Genomic DNA, 18,846 nt, shown 5'->3' with positions numbered 1-18,846 from the left:
GCGCATCGCAATCCCGGACTGCTCCTGCAACGAGAAATGGCCACTGACCCCATGAGCGGTCCGTGGCCACGAACGGGACGAGCCGGCGCATCTGGCCGTGCCGGCGCCGCCAGGCCTACGCCTTGCCGGGATCCCGGACGGCTTCCACCTTGTCGAACTCCACGTTCCGGAGTTCACCGTCCACTTTTTCCACGCGGCGAATGTAAACGTTCTGGATGATGTCGCGGGTCTTCGGGTCAATCTGCACGGGGCCGCGCGGACTCATCCATTTCAGTCCTTTGACGGCGTCCATGAGTGCGTCGCCGTTGGCGTTGCCTCCGGTTTTCTCCAGGGCCTGATAGATCAGGTGCATGCCGTCATAGCCGCCCACCGACCAGAAGTTGGGGCGCTCGCCCGGATAGGCCTTTTTGTAGGCCTGTACGAACTGATGGTTTTCGGGTGAATCGTGGGCGTCCGAGTAGTGGAAGGACGTAATGAGCCCCAATGCGGCATCGCCGATCGCGTTGATGACGTCTTCACTGTCGATGTCACCGGTGGCGATGAGTTTGATGCCTGCCTTGTCCAGCCCGCGTTCCCGGTAGGCCTTGATAGCCGCCACGCCTTGCTCGCCCGCCGGGACGAACAGGAAGACGGCATCCGGGTGCAGATCCTTGGCCTTTTGCAGAAAGGGGGCAAAGTCCGGATTCTGTGTCGGTGTGCGTACGGTGCCGACCATTTTGCCGCCTGCCGCCGTGAAGGTTTTCACGAACTGCGATTCGGCATCGTGGCCCGGGCCGTAGTCGGCCGAGATGCTGTAGACCGTGCGGATGCCGTTTTTGGCCGCCCAGGCCGCAATCGGCGCAGTGACCTGCGGCAGCGTCATGGACGTGCGCACGATATAGGACGACTGGCTGGTGATGGCCGAGGTGGCCGCATTCATCACCACCATGGCGGTCTTGGTCTCCGTGGCCAGCGGCGCGACCGCGAACGCGGATGGTGTCATGCCGAACCCGGCCATGACGTCGACCTTGTCCTGGATCAGCAGATTCTGGGCCTGGCGTTTGCTCACGGCCGGTGCGATACCGGTGTCGTCCTTGATGATGAGTTTGATCTTGCGGCCGGCAACGGTGTCACCGTGCTGCTGCATGTACAGGCGTGCGCCGTTTTCGAGCTGCTGTCCGTGCCCGGCGAAGGGGCCGGACATGGGCAGGATCATGCCGATCTTCAGGTCCTGGGCAGCGGCTGTGCCGACGGCCGCCAGGCCGATGCATGCCGCAACGAGAGTCTTGGGGATGTTCATGTGTCTCCTCCGTGGAAATGGCGGCGGTCAGTGGTCCAGACCGCAGAAATTTTCAGCGATGGCCGTCTGTGCGGCCTTCGAACCTCGGGTGTATTCCAGCTCGGCGAGCTGGATCTGGCGCTCGAACGGTTCGCCCGTCAGCTTGTGCATCAGCGTGGTCATCCACCACGAGAAACGCACGGCCTTCCAGATGCGGCCAAGTGCGCGGTCCGAATACTGCTCGATGGCATCGGGGCGGGAGCCGCTGTAGTGGGCCTGCAGCGCATGCGCGAGTTCCTGCGCGTCGCCGATGGCGAGGTTCAGTCCCTTCGCCCCGGTAGGCGGAACGATGTGCGCGGCGTCGCCCACGAGGAACAGCCGGCCGAAGCGCATCGGGGTGCAGACATAGCTGTGCAGGGGCGTGATGCTCATCTCAAGCGCCGGGCCGGTCTGCAGGTTCGCGGCCAGGTCGCGCGGCAGCCGGCGCTCGTATTCCACCCAGAACCGGTCGGCGCTCCATTGGCCAATGTCTTCGTTCTTCGGCACCTGGAGGTAGTAGCGGCTGCGTGTGCGCGATCGCAGGCTGCACATCAGAAAACCTTCAGGGTGGTTGATCCAGGAGACTTCCTCGGAGACCGGCGTGACGTCGGCCAGTATGCCCAGCCAGCCAAAGGGAAAGGCCGTCTCGAATTCCTGTTTCCGTTCGGCAGGAATGGATGGTCGCGACACGCCGTGGAAGCCATCGCAGCCAGCGATGAAGTCGCAGTCGATCCGGTGCTCCTGTCCATTCTTGCGGTAGCTGACCCAGGGTCTTTCGCCGTCGAAATCGTGTGGCTGGACGTCTTCAGCCTCATAGTGGGTGGTCCCTCCTCCGGCTTCGCGCGCCTGCATCAGGTCGCGGGTCACGCGCGTCTGGCCGTAGACCAGGGCGTGCTTTCCGACCATTCCGAAGTCGATGTGACAGCGTTCTTCGCCCCAGCGGAGGTTGAAGCCGTGCATGTGCAGGCCTTCGCGTTCGGGCTTGTCGCCCACGCCCGCTTCCTTCAGAGCCTGGACCGTCGGAGTCTCCAGGACGCCCGCGCGGATTCGTCCCAGAACGTATTCGGCGTCGCGGCGCTCCAGGATGATGTTGTCGATACCGTTCTTTTGCAGCAGTTGACCCAGTACGAGGCCGGCGGGACCGGCGCCGATGATCACCACCTGGGTGCGTTCAGTAGGCATGTGATGTGTCTCCAATGTAGTCGTCTCGGAATGGCCGGTGCCTTCCGGCCGTCAGGGTTCTTCGAAGGTGATCAGGCCCATGCCTGTCGTCATGGGGGCGTAATAGTGCTTGTGGATGCGGCGCGGGTTGGGTGAAAGCGCCCCCCGCATGGTCAGCCACATGATGAGTTCGATGCCCTCGGCACCCGCCTGTTCCATGAGTTGCTGGTGGGTGAGCTGCGTCAGGCTCACCGGATCGTGTTCGATGCGTTCCAGGAAGTCGCGGTCGAAGTCGCGGTTCATGGCGCCGAACTGCGGCCCCTGGAGCTGGTGCGACATGCCGCCCGTGCCGATGACGACGACGCGGAGATCCCGGGGGTCCGATTCCACAGCCTTGCGGATCGCCTGCCCCAGCCGGTAGCAGCGTCGGGCGGTGGGCAACGGGTGCAGGAGTACGTTGACGGCCAGCGGGACCGCCGCTACCGGCCATTCCGGCTCGGGGTCGAAGCAAAGATGCATGGGGACCAGGAAGCCGTGCTCCACGGACATTTCCTGGCACATGGTGAGATCGAACTCGTCGTAGACCAGTGATTCACACAGATGCCGGGAGAAGTCGAAATCGCCGCGCAGCGGCGGCAGGGGACGCACTCCCATGCCTTCGTCGGCGATGGGGTAGGTGTCCGCGCATCCCATGGCAAAAGTGGGATATTTGTTGAAGAAGAAATCGGCGCCATGATCGTTGTAGACCATGACGACTACGTCCGGGCGCAGCGACCTGAGCCATTCGCGCACGGGGATGTAGGCGTCGAACAGCGGCTTCCAGGCCGGCTCGTTCTGCGCTTTGCGGTCGTAGGCGCCGCCGATGGAAGGGACATGCGAGGTGCCGATGCCGGCAATGATTCTGGCCATGGTCAGCGGGCTCCTTTGGCGGTGCGCGAGGTGAGGAACTCTTCGTAGCTTTCGCCCCGCATCTGGGCGCCCATGCGATACAGGCCCTGCCCCACGACGAAGCCGAGCTTCAGCAGAAAGTAGATATTGCCCCCGGCGGCGTTCAGACCAGCCCAATCGCGCTGTCGTACAAGCTGCTTCTCGGTTTCGTTCAGGCCGTAGTCTTCGAGGTAGGCTTCCTCGTCATCACGATAAGATTGCCGGTTGGCCTCCACGGTCAGGGAATTGCACATCCGGTTGATGCGGTATCCCCGATGGGATTCTTCGAGGTTGAACACCCGGATACCTGGAATCGGATGTTTCGGATCGAGCTGCTGCGCGGTCATGCCTTGCTCCTTCTGCGTTGCCTTTGCGCCGTCTCGAGAAAGGGGACGGATTACTGGCGCCTTGAACGATAGGTCATGACCATGATCGTAGGAGGGGGGACAATACGGAAGGGTTAAAAAGGACGATTGATTGCACTTTACGGACACGCTCGGCACCCGATAGCTGAAGACGATCAACTTCATTGAAACAATCAATTTTACTTATCCATGGGGTCCCACTACACTGGGTCCCGTGGGCACTTTCGCCACTCACCCATCAGACAAGGAGTTCTTCACATGTCTTTGATCAACACCAAGATCAAGCCTTTCAAGGCTACTGCCTACCACGACGGCAAGTTCGTCGAGGTCACCGAGCAGTCCGTGGCCGGAAAATGGTCCGTGTTCGTGTTCTATCCGGCCGACTTCACGTTCGTGTGCCCGACCGAACTGGAAGATCTGGCCGACCACTACGCCGAATTCAAGAAGCTGGGCGTGGAAGTCTATTCGGTGTCGACCGACACCCATTTCGCCCACAAAGCCTGGCATGACACGTCCGACGCGATCAGCAAGGTCAGCTACCCGATGCTTGGCGACCCGACCCAGGTGCTGGCCCGCAATTTCGATGTACTGATCGAGGAAGAAGGCGTGGCGCTGCGCGGGACGTTCGTGGTGAACCCGGCGGGCGAAATCAAAGTCCTGGAAATCCATGACAACGGAATCGGCCGTGACGCCACCGAGCTGCTGCGCAAGGTGAAGGCTGCGCAATACATTGCGGCGCACCCGGGCGAAGTCTGCCCCGCCAAATGGGAAGAAGGCGCCAAGACGCTGACCCCGTCGCTGGATCTGGTCGGCAAGATCTGACCGGCCCAATCCCTTCTGGCCTTAACCTGCCGCCGTCCGCCGGGCGGTGGCGGGCTCCTCCTCCCGCCGCACGTCGACTGCGCGCACTGGATCTTGAATCCTTGCGCGGGGAGGGCTACTGTTTTCTGAAAAAGGTGAATGAGATGCTGGATGCCACGCTGAAAGGACAATTGGGAACCTACCTCGAGCGGGTGACGCTGCCCGTCGAGCTGCGTGCCTCCCTGGACGGCGGCACCCAGTCGCAGGAGCTGCGCAGCTTTCTCGATGAGATTGCTGCGCTCTCGGACAAGCTGACCGTCGTGGACGAAACAGCGCCGGGCGTCCGCGTGCCTTCGTTCGCCATTGCGCGGGCGGGAACGGACATTGGCGTGCGCTTTGCCGGAATCCCGCTGGGCCACGAATTCACGTCGCTGGTGCTCGCGCTGCTTCAGGTGGGGGGCCATCCTCCGAAGATCGATGATGCCGTCCAGGAACAGATCCGCAACCTGCCCGGCGACTATCATTTCGAGACTTATTTTTCCTTGTCGTGCCAGAACTGCCCCGATGTGGTGCAGGCGTTGAATGCGATGGCGGTGATCAATCCGCGTATTCACCATGTCGCCATCGACGGGGCGCTGTTCCAGGACGAGGTCCGGGACCGTGAAGTCCTCTCGGTACCGGCAGTATTCCGGGATGGCGAACCCTTCCAGCAGGGGCGCGCCGGGGTCGAAGAGCTGCTCGCCAAGCTGGGCGCCGGCGACACTGAGGCGAAGGTCGAGGCCTTGAACGCCCGCGAGGTGTTCGATGTGCTCGTCGTGGGGGGGGGCCCGGCCGGTGCGGCGGCGGCTGTCTATGCGGCCCGCAAAGGCATTCGCACCGGGGTCGTGGCCGAGCGCTTCGGCGGCCAGGTGCTGGACACCATGGCCATCGAGAACTACATCTCGATCCTGGAAACCGAGGGCCCGAAGTTCGGCGTGGCGCTGGAGCAGCACGTCAAGGCCTATGAAGTCGACATCATGAACCTTCAGCGGGCGGCCAGGCTCGTGCCGGGTCAGCCTGTCGGGCTGGAACTGGCCAGCGGGGCGTCCTTGAAGGCGAAGACGGTCATTCTGTCCACGGGGGCACGCTGGCGCCACATCAACGTGCCGGGCGAAGACGAATACCGCAATCGGGGCGTGGCCTACTGCCCGCACTGCGACGGGCCGCTGTTCAAGGGCAAGCGTGTGGCTGTCATCGGAGGCGGCAATTCCGGCGTGGAAGCGGCGATCGATCTGGCCGGCATTGTGGGACACGTGACGCTCATCGAATTCGGCGATATGCTGCGCGCGGACGATATCCTGCAGCGCAAGCTGCGCAGCCTCCCGAACGTGGACATCCTGACCTCGGCACAGACGACCGAGATTCACGGTGACGGCAAGCGCGTCGTAGCCCTCAGCTACAAGGACCGCGCGACGGACGAGCTGCATCGCGTCGAACTGGAGGGGGTCTTCATCCAGATCGGGCTGGTTCCGAATACGGAATGGCTCAAGGGCGTGGTGGAGCTCAGCCCGCACGGCGAGATCGTGGTGGATGCGCGCGGGCAGACCTCTGTTCCGGGCGTGTTTGCGGCCGGCGATGCCACCACGGTGCCCTACAAGCAGATCATCATCGCGGCGGGCGAGGGTGCCAAGGCGGCGCTGTCCGCCTTCGATCACCTGATCCGCACGTCGGTGGACAGCACCGAAGCGATCGCTGGCTGATCACCGCTGCGGGGGCGGCCCGGACGGCCCCCGCAGTTCCGGCAAACCCCTAAAATGAGGCCTTCCACAGCCCGGGAAGGCCTCATGGCGCATTATGGCGTGATCAATCTGTGGACCTATGTGGCGGGGGTGATCTTCATCATCCTGCTCCCGGGTCCGAATTCCCTGTTCGTGCTGGCGACCGGCGCGAGCCGTGGCGTACGGGCCGGTTATCGCGCGGCGTTCGGGGTGTTTCTCGGGGATTCCATTCTCATGACGCTCACGGCCGCGGGGGCGGCCTCGGTGCTGCATCTGCTGCCGATGCTGTATCTGGCACTGAAGACTGTGGGCGTCTTGTACCTATGCTATCTGGGCATCCACCTGCTGCGCTCGGCCTGGCGCCCGGGGCCGGCGCACGCCCAGGTCGTGAGCGGGGGCACGGACGCGCGCTTTCGCAAGGCGCTGCTGCTCAGTCTGCTCAACCCCAAGGCGATCCTGTTCCTCCTGTCGTTTTTCGTCCAGTTCGTGGATCCGCATTATTCGCATCCTGCGCTGTCGTTCCTCATTCTGGCTGCGATTCTGCAGACCTGCAGCATTCTCTACCTGTCGGTGCTGATCTTCGGGGGGACGCAGCTCGCGGCGTTCTTTCGCCGGAGGCAGATGCTGGCGCGCGCCGGAAGCGGCCTGGTGGGACTGCTGTTCCTCGGGTTTGCGGGGATGATGGTGCTTGAAGAGTAGCCGTCCCGTTGTGTGTTGTGGCGGGCGCCACTTATACTGCGGGGCAAATCCTCGCGCGATGGCGCGCACGACAACCGGTGGAGGAGCACATGCGGGATCCGATGGATGGGGCGGCGAAAGCCGAACCGGCTGTGGCTCCTCTGCTGGAACTCCGGGGCATCACCAAGCGCTACCCCGGTACGCTCGCCAACGACGCCGTCGACCTCCGCATCCTGCCGGGTGAGCGGCATGCGCTGCTGGGCGAAAATGGTGCGGGCAAAAGCACCCTGGTGAAATGCATTTACGGCGTGATCCGGCCCGACGCGGGGTCCATCCTGTGGCAGGGTCGGCCGGTGCGCATCTCCAGCCCGTCGGAGGCCCAGCGGCTGGGCATCGGCATGGTGTTCCAGCACTTCTCGCTCTTCGAGACTCTGACGGTGGCGCAGAACATCGCCCTGAGCCTGCGGCATGCGGGCAGCCTGCGGCAACTCTCCGAACACATTACGGCCGTTTCGCAGGAGTATCGCCTGTCGGTACGGCCCGACCAGCCCGTGCACAGTCTGTCGGTAGGGGAGCGGCAGCGGGTGGAAATCGTGCGCTGCCTGCTGCAGGCTCCGCAACTGCTGATCATGGACGAGCCCACGTCGGTACTGACGCCGGGCGAAGTCGATTTGCTGTTCGAAACCTTGCAGCAATTCACCCAGGGCGGGCGCAGCATCCTTTACATCAGTCACAAGCTCGAAGAAGTCCGTGCCTTGTGCACTGGGGCCACTGTCCTGCGTACGGCGCGCCGGGTGGGGTGCTGCGATCCGCGTACCGAGAGTGCTCACAGTCTGGCACGCATGATGATGGGCAGCGAGCCGCCCGTCCTGAAAGCGCGCGAGAATCCCGTTGCGGGCCCCGGCCGGGTGTGCCTGCAGCTTGACGATCTGACCTGCCCATCGACGGATCCCTTCGGCACTGCGCTCGAACATGTCGACCTCTCGGTTCATGAGGGTGAAATCGTTGGTATTGCCGGCGTCGCCGGCAACGGCCAGCAGGAACTTCTGGCGGCCCTGTCGGGAGAGCGCTCCGGTTTGCCCGACGAGATGCTGCGGCTCGATGGCCGGGCGGTGGGCCGCCTGAACCCGGCCGGCCGCCGGGCTCTCGGCCTGGGTTTCGCTCCCGCCGAGCGTCTGGGCCGCGGTACCGTCCCCGAGATGTCCTTGGTCGACAATACGTGCCTGACGGCCTACCAGAAAGGTCTCGTGCGCCATGGGTTCGTGCGCGGCGCGGCGGTGCGCGAGATGGCCGAGGGGATCTGCCAGGCGTTTCGCGTCGTGGCGGGCAGCACGGACGCGGAGGCCCGCAGTCTTTCGGGCGGCAATCTGCAGAAATTCGTGATGGGGCGTGAGATCCGGCTCGCTCCGCGGGTCCTGATTGCGGCCAATCCGACCTGGGGGGTGGATGTCGGAGCGGCGACGGCGATCCGGCAGGCGCTGATGGATCTGGCGGGTACTCAACGCACGGGGGTGTTGCTCGTGTCCGAAGACCTCAATGAACTCTTCGAGGTCTGCGACCGGATCGCCGTGCTGTACGAGGGCCGCCTGTCGGCGGCCGTGGCCGTGCCGGACGCGGATCGGGATGAAATCGGCCGTTGGATGGCGGGCCTGTCGGCGATGTCGCACATCCGGGACGAGGGAGGACGTAGTGCGACTATTGCTTGAGCCGAGGCTGCGGCATTCGCGTGTCATGCGTTGGGTCTCGCCTTTGCTGGCGGGGGGGCTGACCTTGATTTTCGGCGCCATCCTGTTTGCTGCCCTGGGCCGGGATCCCCTGGAGTCGCTCTACGAATTTTTCATCAGCCCGATCAACAGCCTCTACGGGGTCAGCACTTGGTTGCTCAAGGTCGCGCCACTGCTGATGATCAGCATGGGGCTGGCCATCGGGTTCCGGGCTGGCGTCTGGAATATCGGGGCCGAGGGGCAGCTCACCCTGGGCGCCCTCTGCGGTGGCGGTGTGGCACTGCTGTTTCAGGGCCACGGCGGATGGTGGCTGCTGCCCCTGATGACGCTGGCGGGCGCCGTCGGCGGCGCACTCTGGGCAGCCATCCCCGCCTTCCTGAAAACCCGGCTCAATACCAATGAAATCCTGACCAGCCTGCTGCTGGTGTACGTGGCGGAACACCTGCTGCAATATCTGGTTCATGGTCCGTGGCGCGATCCGCAGGGCTACAACTTCCCGCAGACGGTGATGTTCGATGCGTCGTCGACCCTGGCGCCCATCGTGCAGGGCACCTTGCTCAATGTGGCGACGGTCGCCAGCATCCTGGTGGTGCCGTTGGGCTGGCTTCTGATGCATCGCATGTTCTTCGGTTTCCAGGTGCGGGTGTCCGGCCTCTCCGAGCAGGCGGCGGCCTACGCCGGGTACAGCCGCACGCGCATGGTCTGGATCACGATGCTGCTTGGGGGGGCGCTGTCGGGCCTGGCGGGCCTGTTCGAGGTCGCGGGAACCATCGGCAAGCTGCAGCCCGTCATCTCCCCGGGCTACGGCTTTACGGCGATCATCGTCGCTTTCCTGGGGCAGCTCGAACCGATCGGCGTGTTGCTCGCCAGCCTGCTGGTGGGCCTGTTGTATGTGGGCGGCGACCAGGTCCAGATTTCCTTGCATCTGCCCAGCGCGGTGGCGGGGGTGTTCCAGGGCATGCTGCTATTCCTGGTGCTGGCGACGGACGTGTTGATCCGTTATCGCATACGCATCGTGCGCACGGCGCCGGCGGATCAACCGGGGGAGGCCTGACATGGCGGATGGGATTCTGGTGTCGACGATCGTGTCCACCGTGCAGGCCGGTACGCCGCTGGCGCTGGCGGCCATGGGCGAACTGATCGTGGAGCGTTCGGGGGTTCTCAATCTCGGCGTGGAGGGCATGATGCTCGTGGGCGCCGTCGCCGGTTTCATCACGGCGGTGGTGACGGGCAGCCCCACGCTGGGCATGATGGCGGCGATTCTGGCTGGGGCGCTCATGTCGCTCCTCTTTGCCTTCATTACCCAGCATCTCATTGCCAACCAGGTGGCAACGGGTCTTGCACTCACTATTTTCGGGACCGGCCTGAGCGCTTTCATGGGCAAGAGCTACACGGGCATTTCCTTGCCCGGCGTCGCTGCATGGCACCTTCCGGTTTTGAGCGATCTGCCATTCGTCGGGAAGGTGCTGTTTTCGTACGATCCCCTGGTTTACGTGTCCTGGCTGTCGGCATTGGGCCTTTACATCTATTTGTACCGCAGCCGGTCGGGATTGAAGCTTCGGGCCGTGGGGGAATCTCCCGACGTGGCGCATGGCCTGGGATATCCGGTCGTGCGCATGCGTTATCTGGCGATTCTGTTTGGCGGCGGCCTGGCGGGCCTCGGAGGGGCCTACCTGTCGGTGGTGTACACCCCCTTGTGGCAAGAGGGCATGGTGGCCGGCCGCGGGTGGATTGCCCTGGCATTGGTGGTATTCGCCACTTGGCGCCCCGGCCTGGTGCTGGTGGGCGCCTACCTGTTCGGGTTCCTGACGGTCTTCCAGTACCAGGGTCAATCCATGGGGCTGGGCATACCCCCCGATTTCCTGGCCATGCTGCCCTATCTGATCACCATCGTCGCGCTCGTGTTCATTTCGATGGATCGCACCCGCGTGCTGCTGAACACGCCGGTGTCGTTGGGCAAGTCTTTCCATCCCACGACGTGAAACGCCGGGGAAGAAATGGGAGTAGATTGGAGCGGCCGTCGCGCGGGAGCGCGGCGGGCTGGGACGGATTCGTAACGCAACAGTGAACCGGCAGGGCACCGGGGAGGAAATATGGACAAGAAGCGTAGGGATTTACTGAAGACCGTGGCGGCGACTTCCGCCATCGTTGGGACGGCCGGTTGGCCCGGACTGGGCATGGCGGCCACGGACAAGCCGCTCAAGATCGGATTCGTCTACGTCGGCCCCACAGGGGATTTCGGCTGGACCTATCAGCACGACCTGGGGCGCAAGGCCATCGTCAAGGAACTGGGTGACGCGGTCAAGACCACCTATGTGGAAAACGTGGCCGAGGGTTCGGACTCCGAGCGCGTCATCCGCGAGCTGGCGGCCAAGGGTCACAAACTCATTTTCACGACGTCCTTCGGGTTCATGGATCCGACCATGCGGGTGGCCAAGCAGTTCCCCGACACCGTCTTCGAGATGTGCACCGGCTACAAGCTTGCCCCCAACGTCGGCACCTACATGCCCCGTTTCGTTCAGGCACGGTATCTGACCGGCCTGATCGCCGGACACATGACCAAGAGCAACGTCATCGGCTACGTCGCGCCATTCCCCATCCCCGAAGTGATTCGCGGGGTCAATGCCTTTACCATCGGCCTGCACCAGGTCAACCCCAAGGCCCGGGTCAAGGTCGTCTTCATCAATAGCTGGTTCGATCCGGGCAAAGAGCGCCTGGCCGCCGAAACGCTCATCAACCAGGGCGCGGACATCCTCAACAAGCACACCGATTCCCCCGCCGTGATCCAGGTGGCAGAATCCAAGGGCGTCTATTCATTCGGCTACGACTCGGACATGCGGCAATTCGGGCCGAAGAGCCAGCTCACGTCCATCATCCTGAACTGGGAGCCCTTCTACGTGGAAACAGCCAAGCAGGTTCTGGCCGGCACGTGGAAGTCCCGCGATGCCTGGTATGGATTTGCTCATGACTGGCTCCGACTGGGACCCATGCTGCCCGCCATTCCCAAGGACGTCGTGGACCTCGTCGAGAAGCAGAAGCAGGCCATCATTTCGGGCGGCTACGAAATCTTCAAGGGGCCACTGCGCAATCAGGAAGGCAAAGAGGTACTCGCCCAAGGCAAGACGCTCGGCGACAACGACATTCGCAACATGAATTACTTCCTGGAGGGCGTGGACGGCCAGCTTCCCAAGAGCTGATCGTTTCGCCGGGGCGGCGTGGTCAGTGCCTGGGCACTGACCAGGTGCTGATCACTTGCGCCACCGGGTCTCCGCCGGCCTCGGGGATGAGCAGGGCCTCGCCGGCGGCCAGCCGGCCGGTCTTGAGCAGCCTGGCCTGAGCCAGGACGCCGCCCGCCGGCGCTTTGCGCAGGAAGTTGATCGTCAGGCTGGCGGTGACGGCTTCGGGGTTGCCGGTGGCGCCGACGATGGCGGCGTAAAGCGCCAGATCGGCGAGCCCCATCAGCATGGGGCCGGCGATGATGCCGCCCAGCCTCTGATTGGCCGGGTTCGGGGGAAGGCGCAAGGTGGCCCGACCGTTGCCGATTTCCAGGATTTCGGCGCCCAGCACGGCAGCGAACGGATGCTGACGCCGCAGCAGGTCTTGAAACTCTTCCACGGTGATCTGTGGCTCGTGGGGAGCCGGGAGAGGGCTGGTCGCCCGAGGCGCGGCAGCGAGCGGTGACATGGCGGTGGCGACCTCGAAAAGGCCATGGAAAGAGCCATAGTACACTGGGCGCCACGAGCGGTACGCCTTTGAAAGGATGGTGGATCATGCAGGGAATGACGAGAAGTGCTCTGGGGTGGCTGGCTGCTGCTGCGCTGGCCGCTTCCGCATGGGGGCATGGAAATATGGATCATGGTGCGGCCGCCACGTCGACCGCGGCCGGCCCGGTGAGCGCTTCGCAGTGCTGGATCCGGCAGCTCCCGGCTCCTGCACCATCGGGCGGGTTCCTGGTCATTCACAACTCGGGCACTTCGGCTGAAGTCCTGGAGAGCGTGCGTTCGCCTGATTACGGCCAGGTCATGATGCATCAGACGACCGAGTCCGGAGGCATGAGCGCCATGTCTCCGGTGCACGATCTGAAGGTCCCTGCGGGTGGCGACGTGGCGTTCAAGCCGGGCAGCTACCACTTGATGCTGGAGCAGCCGCGCGTCGGATTGAAGGTCGGGGATACCGTGCAGATGCATTTCCGGCTCGCGGGCGGGGGCGAGTTCTCGGCCGCGTGCGAGGTCCGACCCGCCAATGCGATGCCTGACATGCAGAGCATGTCAGGCATGAAGGGTATGCACGGGATGTCGGGTCACGGCATGCACTGACGGGAGTGCGGCCGCGTGGCGCGCGGCCGTCAGGCGCGGGCGACTGGCGCCGCGCAGCTCTGCACGAATTCCAGCACGGCGCGGTTGAACGCCCTTGGGTTGGCGAGGTTCATGCCGTGGGCGGACAGCGCGATGCGCACCCGCTCGGCCTGGGGCAGTATCTGCTGCAACCTGTCCTGCCGGCTGCCGTACTTGGAGGGGCTCTGGCTGCCGCCGACGAGCAGCAGCGGACACCGGATGTCGGCCACGTCAGCCGGTGCGACCGCCACGTTGGCCTCGCGGATCTGCGACAGCAGTGTCATGGCGTTGTCGCGGACCATTTCCTTGAACCACGCCACCATCTTGCGCCAGGTGTTCGCACCGTTGACGGTGTCGACGAATTCTTCCAGCGCTTCATCGATTCGGCCAGCCTGGAGCTGTTGGACGGCACCCGTGTAGAAGGGTGCCGTTTCGAGCTCGTCATCGAAGCGGAATCCGGGATCCGCGAGCGTCAGCGAGCGGCATAGTTCGGGCGCCGACAGCGCGAAGGCCAGCGCAACCTGTGCGCCCCGAGAGTGACCCACCACGTGGATGCCATCCGAGATGCCCAATGCCCGCACCAGTTGCATCAGGCTCGCGGCGTGGGCATCGATGGCATAGGCGGCCTGCGGGTGGTGGCCGGTGTCGGGCCAGCAACCGTACAGGCTAGGCGCGATCACGCGGCATGTTTCGGCCATGGCGGGAATCTGCCAGCGCCAGTAGCGGTAGTCGCACAGCGACCCGTGGACCAGCAGGATGGTGGCCCCACGGCCGGCCTGCGTGTAGTGCAGGGTGCCCCCCGGCAGGCTGATCCGCTCGGGCGGGAGGTCGGGGTGCGACGGCATTACAGCAGCTTCAGGCGGCTCTTGGCGGTGTCGGCGGCCGAACTCTTGGGGTATTCCTTCGTGATCCGCTGGAGGCTGGCCTTGGCGCCTTTCATGTCGTTGAGTTCGATCTGGTCCGCAGCCACCACCAACAGGGCGTCTGGAGCCTTGGGCGAATCGGGATGAGCCTTCACCAGCGCCTGCATCGTCTGGATGGAGTTCTTGAAGTCCTTCGAGGCGTACTGGCTGCTGCCCAGGTAGAAACGGGCGTCGGTCGCCAGGTCGCTGCTGGGGTAGGACGAGACAAAGGTCGAAAAGGCGGAAGCCGCTTCCTTGTAGTGTCCGCCTCGGTACAGGTCGGCCGCGGCGCTGTATGCCGCCTGCTCCTGCGGGTCGCCCGCTGCTTGCTGCTGGTTGCCCGCTTGCTGAGCGTTGTCAGGTTGGGCCGAGCCGTTATGCTGTGCTGCGCTGGTGACTGCCTGGTTCAATTCCTCGACGCGGCCGCGCAGCGTGGCGATTTCCTGGCGCATCATCTCCACCTGGTCGGCCAGCTGCAATTGGCCTTGCTGGTTCTGGGTCTTGAGCTGATTGACCTGTGCCCGCAGCTCCAGGATCGCCTGTCGCGCTTCATCATCGGAAAATGCCTGCGCAGGGGCGGCGGCCGAAAGCGCAATCAGCGTCGCGGCGGAAATCAGGCTGAGTCGGTGCGTGAGTGCATGCATAGTGATTCGTCCCATAAAAAAACGCCGTAGCGTCAGCCGCTACGGCGCTGTTTGACGCCTTTCGGCGATCAACGCTGATAGTCGATATCAGCGCGACGGTTCTCAGCGTAGTCGGCGTCGGTTGTGCCCGTAGCCTTCGGACGTTCCTTACCATAGCTGATGGCTTCGATCTGGTTGGCGTTGACGCCCAGCAGAGTCATCGTGCGTGCCACGGCATCGGAACGGCGTTGGCCCAGTGCCAGATTGTATTCCGCACTGCCGCGAGCGTCGGTGTTGCCTTCGATACGGACCTTCTGGCTGGTATGGCTAGTCAGATAGTTCGCATGCATTTCGATCATCGGACGGTATTGGTCTTTGACCACATAGCTGTCGAAATCGAAGTAGACCGAGCGTTGTTGCGCGAGCGGGCTTTGAGGATTGAACGGATCCATGACTTGCCCTGCGGACGCCGAATTCGAACCGGCCGATCCGTTGCCGTTGTGATCCAGCGGCACGGAGCTGCATGCTGCCAGGGAGGCGGCAAAGGCGGCGACTGTCAGAGTCCTGGTGATGCGCGAGCTCATTTAATGTCCTTTAAGAAAAAAGAGTCACACGAAAAAATCAGTTTGTGAACGGGCCCCAGGCTGGTTCGCGGACCTTGCCGTTGAGTACCGAGAGAGTCTGCCGGACTCGGCCGTCGGTCGACGTGACCGCCAGTACGCTGCGTCCGTTCTGGACGGCGCTATACAGCACTTGCATGCCATTGGGCGCGTAGCTGGGAGACTCGTCGTCGGGACCGTCCGTCAGGGTCTGTGCAGAACCCGAGTTCAAGGCTTGGCTGGCAATCCTGAAAGCACCATTACTGCGTGTAACATACACCAGTTGCTGTCCATCCGGCGATACCCTAGGTGAGACATTGTAACCGCCCGAGAAGGTCAGGCGCTGCGCTTCGCCACCCGATACTGCAACCTTGTAGATTTGCGGGCTCCCGCCGCGGTCGCTCGTGAAAACCAGCGACTGTCCATCGGGCGTGTAGTACGGTTCGGTATCGATCAGTGGCGACCGCATGACGCGACGCAAATTGGAGCCGTCGGAGTTGATGGTATATATCTGCGAGATGCTGTCCATAGAGAGCACGATCGCCAGGTGGCTGCCATCTGGAGCCCATGCGGGGGCGCTGTTGTTGCCCTTGTAATTGGAAATGGGAACCCGCTGGCCCGTCGTCAGTGTTTGTACGTAGACCACCGATTTGCCGGATTCAAAGCTTACGTAGGCCAGTTTGCTGCCGTCCGGAGACCACGCGGGCGAGATGATCGAGTGCTTGGAGCGCAGCATGACCTGGGGATTTTGGCCGTCGGCGTCAGCAATTTGTAACTCATAGGTGTTGCCTGTCTGCAACACATACGCGATCCGGGTCGAGAAAACACCCCGCACGCCGGTGATCTTTTCGTAGATGCGGTCGGCAATGCGGTGGGCAATCCGGCGCATTTCCGCTGCGGTGCCGCTGAAGGTGGCTTCGTCGAGCTGCGCCTTGCGTACATTGTCGACAAGACGGTAGCTGACCGAGTATTGGCTGCCGTTCTGGCTGATCGATGCGTAGGCCAGGTAATTGGCTCCCCGCGATTGCCACGTCCCGTAGTCGATCTGGCTCTGGACGTTCAGGTTGGCGCCGGCGGCGCTGATCAGCTTGAATTGGCCGGAGCGGGTCAGGTCGGCGCGGATCACCTCCGGGGCCGAGGTGCCGCCGCTGGTGCCGGCAAAATCAGCGATCGCGATCGGGTATTGGGTGGCGCCGACACCGGAAATGTCGACGCGCAATTGGGCGTGAGCGCCGGAGGCGCCGGCGGCGACCAGGGCGAGGCCCAGCCCGGCAGCCGCCGTGCGCCGCCACAGGCGCCCGATAAAGCTGGAGGCGTTCAGTACGGTCATATGTCGATCTCCTTAGTCGTACATGTAGTAGTTCACATCAATATACGATGGGTATTTGCCGTTCGGGGGCGGAGGGAAGGGTGAGCAAGCCAGGATACCTCTGTGCACCGCTTCGTCAAAATTGGGGTTGCCCGACGAATGGGTCATGGTGGCGTCCTGAACCTTGCCGTTCGAATTCAGCTTCGTGCGGAATTGCACGGTCGGATTGGCGGAACCGGCGCGTGGCGGCACATTGAAAATCACGCCCGGCTGCACGCAGGCACGAACCTTCGCCGCGTAGCCGTCGTTGCCGCCACCGCCGCGCTGGTTGTGGTCGGCCGTGCCGTTGGGCATGCCGGCGGCTTCCATCGCCGCGCCCCGCATGGCGGCCTTCAGCGCGTTCCGCTTGGCGGCTGCGTCCTTCGCAGCCTTCTCTTTGGCTGCTTTGTCAGCGGCGGCCTTGGCTGCCGCCTCTTTGGCGGCCTTTTCCTTTGCGGCCTTCTCTTCCGCCGCCTTTTCCTTTGCGGCCTTCTCTTCTGCAGCCTTTTCCTTGGCCGCCTTCTCCGCGGCTTCCTTGGCGGCTTCTTCCTTGGCCGCCTTCTGGGCAGCAGCCTTTGCGGCCGCCTTTTGAGCGGCAGCCTTTTCAGCCGCTTCCTGCGCAGCCTTCTGCTGCTCCGCCTTTTGCGCCGCAGCCTTCTCTGCGGCTTCCTTGGCGGCTTTTTCCTTGGCGGCCTGTGCGGCTGCCGCTTCGGCCTTGGCCTTTTCAGCGGCTTCTTGCGCCTGACGCTCAGCGTCCTCCCGCGCCTTGCGCTCCTTGGCCAGCGCTATTTCGGCATCTGCCTGTGCCTTGGCGGCTGCCGCCGCTTGAGCCTGGGCCTGGGCCAGCGCCTGTGCCTGCTGGGCGGCCTGGGCTTGCGCGGCTTCTTGCGCCGCCTTTTGCGCGCTATCGTCCGGTTGGGGGGCCGGCTGCTTGGGCTCCGGTTGCGGTTCGGGCTCGGGCTTGGATTCCTCGGGTTGCTCTTCAGGGGGTGCCGCTTCTGCGACGGTGCCCTTGGCCCAGAGTTCGACCTGGACCGGCCCGGGGTTGTCGGGAGCCGAAGAAAACCCGAACACCATCAGCAGGATCAGCAGACCGTGCGCGGCCGCTGAAATCATGAGGCCCAGGCGGTCGTCCTGCTGGTCCGGTCGGGCGTCGGGATTCGATTCGCTGGAGTGATGAAACAATGTCATGAGACGAAAATCCACCCGGGTGCGTGGCTAGCGGCTGCCGGAAGCCGTTTGGTTGACCAGCAGGCCCAGCTTGCCCACGCCCCCGTTGCGCAATTCGTCCATGACGTGCATGACAGATTCATAAGGAACCTTTCCGTCCGCCGAAATCACGACAGGCGTCTGAGGTGTGGCAACCGCCTGGACCTCGGCCAGAAGGTTGGCTTTGTCGACCGGCCGGAAAGAGGCGCCTCCTTCGCGCACCCGCATCGATAGATTCCCCTCGGCGTCGATCTGGACTTCGATGGGTTGCGTCGTGACCTGCGAGGCCGTCCCTACGGACGGCAGCTCGATCTGGCCCGGAGTGATCATTGGCGCGGTCACCATGAAGATCACCAGCAGCACCAGCATGACATCGATGTATGGCACTACATTGATGTCGTTGTTCATCCGACGCTTGCGGTTGCGACCACTTGGAGTGCGCATGTCAGTGCACCTGCCGTTGGAGAATGTTCAGGAATTCTTCCACGAAGCTCTCGAAGCGGATGGACAGGCGGTCGATCTGGCTGGTGTAGCGGTTGTAGGCCAGCACGGCCGGGATGGCGGCGAACAGGCCGATGGCGGTCGCTATCAGCGCCTCGGCGATGCCGGGAGCGACGGCCGCCAGCGTGGCCTGCTGCATGGTCGACAGCCCCATGAAGGCGTGCATGATGCCCCAGACCGTCCCGAGCAGGCCCACGTACGGACTGACCGAGCCGGTCGACGCCAGGAAATTCAGATGCGATTCCAGGCCGTCCATTTCGCGTTGCAGCGCGGCGTTCATGGCCCGCCGGGGGGCGTCCAGCAGCGTATCGCCCCGGTTGGACGAGCGCCGCGCCTTGACGAACTCGGTCATGCCGGCATCGAAGATTCGCGCCAGAGCCCCATGTTCGTTGCGCCGGCTGGCGATGGCCTGCTGCAGGACCGTCAGATCGCCACCCGCCCAGAAATCGTCTTCGAACCGACGGGTCTGGTCGGCGGCACGCCGCAGCGCGGCGCGCTTGCTGAAGATGAAGGTCCAGGACAATACCGATGCCGTAAACAGCAGCAGCATGATGACCTGGACGGGGAAACTGGCATGGCCAATGAGGGATAGCAGCGACAGATCGCTAGAGGCTTGCATG

General features: G+C 63.6%; 20 protein-coding genes. 8 read left to right on the top strand and 12 right to left on the bottom strand.

The features are described from left to right. Positions 1-115 precede the first annotated feature (115 nt). From ACVCMJ_RS08850 to ACVCMJ_RS08835, 4 genes are read right to left on the bottom strand one after another with little or no spacing between them, the layout of a single operon-like run. Positions 116-1,279 carry an ABC transporter substrate-binding protein gene (locus ACVCMJ_RS08850; protein ID WP_447081049.1) on the bottom strand — a complete coding sequence of 388 codons (1,164 nt, stop codon included), beginning with the start codon at positions 1,277-1,279 and terminating at the stop codon, positions 116-118. 27 nt (positions 1,280-1,306) lie between these two features. Then, positions 1,307-2,479 (bottom strand): 4-hydroxybenzoate 3-monooxygenase, encoded by a 1,173-nt coding sequence (gene pobA / locus ACVCMJ_RS08845; RefSeq protein WP_447081047.1) that lies wholly within the window; start codon positions 2,477-2,479, stop codon positions 1,307-1,309. A 51-nt stretch (positions 2,480-2,530) separates the two neighbouring features. Then, a complete protein-coding gene (locus ACVCMJ_RS08840; RefSeq protein ID WP_447081046.1) occupies positions 2,531-3,367 on the bottom strand; it encodes a class III extradiol dioxygenase family protein in 837 nt (278 codons plus the stop codon). Positions 3,368-3,369: 2 nt separating this feature from the next. Continuing rightward, positions 3,370-3,915: a hypothetical protein gene (locus ACVCMJ_RS08835; RefSeq protein ID WP_447081045.1), complete on the bottom strand. Its 546-nt coding sequence runs from the start codon at positions 3,913-3,915 to the stop codon at positions 3,370-3,372. Between the two features lie 93 nt (positions 3,916-4,008). Here ACVCMJ_RS08835 and ahpC point away from each other — a divergent pair, with 93 nt between their 5' ends. The 7 genes from ahpC to ACVCMJ_RS08800 all read left to right on the top strand — a co-directional run bounded on the left by ahpC (position 4,009) and on the right by ACVCMJ_RS08800 (position 11,907). Continuing rightward, positions 4,009-4,572, top strand: coding sequence for an alkyl hydroperoxide reductase subunit C (ahpC, locus tag ACVCMJ_RS08830; RefSeq protein WP_447081044.1), 564 nt, complete (start codon positions 4,009-4,011; stop codon positions 4,570-4,572). A gap of 143 nt (positions 4,573-4,715) precedes the next feature. Then, positions 4,716-6,290, top strand: coding sequence for an alkyl hydroperoxide reductase subunit F (gene ahpF, locus ACVCMJ_RS08825; protein WP_447081043.1), 1,575 nt, complete (start codon positions 4,716-4,718; stop codon positions 6,288-6,290). Between the two features lie 54 nt (positions 6,291-6,344). Further along, a complete protein-coding gene (leuE, locus tag ACVCMJ_RS08820) occupies positions 6,345-7,007 on the top strand; it encodes a leucine efflux protein LeuE (protein ID WP_447081042.1) in 663 nt (220 codons plus the stop codon). A gap of 89 nt (positions 7,008-7,096) precedes the next feature. Next, complete coding sequence (locus ACVCMJ_RS08815) at positions 7,097-8,692, top strand: ABC transporter ATP-binding protein (protein ID WP_447081041.1); 1,596 nt, start codon at positions 7,097-7,099, stop codon at positions 8,690-8,692. Between the two features lie 25 nt (positions 8,693-8,717). Continuing rightward, positions 8,718-9,764, top strand: a complete 1,047-nt coding sequence (locus ACVCMJ_RS08810) for an ABC transporter permease (protein WP_447082714.1) — start codon at positions 8,718-8,720, stop codon at positions 9,762-9,764. Between the two features lies 1 nt (position 9,765). Beyond that, positions 9,766-10,692, top strand: a complete 927-nt coding sequence (locus ACVCMJ_RS08805; protein WP_447081040.1) for an ABC transporter permease — start codon at positions 9,766-9,768, stop codon at positions 10,690-10,692. Between the two features lie 111 nt (positions 10,693-10,803). Then, positions 10,804-11,907, top strand: a complete 1,104-nt coding sequence (locus ACVCMJ_RS08800) for a BMP family ABC transporter substrate-binding protein (protein ID WP_447081039.1) — start codon at positions 10,804-10,806, stop codon at positions 11,905-11,907. A 22-nt stretch (positions 11,908-11,929) separates the two neighbouring features. Here the strand turns inward: ACVCMJ_RS08800 and ACVCMJ_RS08795 are convergent, their stop codons facing one another. Continuing rightward, on the bottom strand, positions 11,930-12,394 hold the full coding sequence (locus tag ACVCMJ_RS08795; RefSeq protein ID WP_447081038.1) for a PaaI family thioesterase: 465 nt from the start codon (positions 12,392-12,394) through the stop codon (positions 11,930-11,932). 95 nt (positions 12,395-12,489) lie between these two features. Between ACVCMJ_RS08795 and ACVCMJ_RS08790 the strand changes: the two genes are divergently transcribed. Then, positions 12,490-13,026, top strand: coding sequence for a copper chaperone PCu(A)C (locus ACVCMJ_RS08790; RefSeq protein WP_447081037.1), 537 nt, complete (start codon positions 12,490-12,492; stop codon positions 13,024-13,026). A gap of 29 nt (positions 13,027-13,055) precedes the next feature. On the opposite strand, the gene ACVCMJ_RS08785 is transcribed toward ACVCMJ_RS08790, so the two are convergent. The 7 genes from ACVCMJ_RS08785 to tolQ form a co-directional block, all read right to left on the bottom strand. Further along, positions 13,056-13,889, bottom strand: a complete 834-nt coding sequence (locus tag ACVCMJ_RS08785; protein ID WP_447081036.1) for an alpha/beta fold hydrolase — start codon at positions 13,887-13,889, stop codon at positions 13,056-13,058. Continuing rightward, the gene (gene ybgF, locus ACVCMJ_RS08780) at positions 13,889-14,590 is read right to left on the bottom strand and encodes a tol-pal system protein YbgF (protein WP_447081035.1); all 702 of its coding nucleotides are present in this window, start codon (positions 14,588-14,590) and stop codon (positions 13,889-13,891) included. The genes ACVCMJ_RS08785 and ybgF overlap by 1 nt, the downstream gene beginning before the upstream one ends. A 68-nt stretch (positions 14,591-14,658) precedes the next feature. Beyond that, positions 14,659-15,153, bottom strand: a complete 495-nt coding sequence (gene pal, locus ACVCMJ_RS08775) for a peptidoglycan-associated lipoprotein Pal (RefSeq protein WP_447081034.1) — start codon at positions 15,151-15,153, stop codon at positions 14,659-14,661. A gap of 37 nt (positions 15,154-15,190) precedes the next feature. Continuing rightward, positions 15,191-16,498, bottom strand: coding sequence for a Tol-Pal system beta propeller repeat protein TolB (tolB, locus tag ACVCMJ_RS08770; RefSeq protein ID WP_447081032.1), 1,308 nt, complete (start codon positions 16,496-16,498; stop codon positions 15,191-15,193). Positions 16,499-16,510: 12 nt separating this feature from the next. Next, a complete protein-coding gene (gene tolA / locus ACVCMJ_RS08765) occupies positions 16,511-17,707 on the bottom strand; it encodes a cell envelope integrity protein TolA (protein WP_447081031.1) in 1,197 nt (398 codons plus the stop codon). A 27-nt stretch (positions 17,708-17,734) separates the two neighbouring features. Next, positions 17,735-18,169 (bottom strand): protein TolR, encoded by a 435-nt coding sequence (gene tolR, locus ACVCMJ_RS08760; protein ID WP_447081030.1) that lies wholly within the window; start codon positions 18,167-18,169, stop codon positions 17,735-17,737. A 1-nt stretch (position 18,170) separates the two neighbouring features. Next, positions 18,171-18,845 carry a protein TolQ gene (gene tolQ, locus ACVCMJ_RS08755; protein WP_447081029.1) on the bottom strand — a complete coding sequence of 225 codons (675 nt, stop codon included), beginning with the start codon at positions 18,843-18,845 and terminating at the stop codon, positions 18,171-18,173. Between the last annotated feature and the right edge of the window lies 1 nt (position 18,846).

The sequence above is a fragment of the Castellaniella sp. UC4447_H14 genome (genome assembly GCF_052978285.1).
Note: the sequence above shows the minus strand (reverse complement) of the source record. Positions and strands in the feature narration are given on the sequence as shown.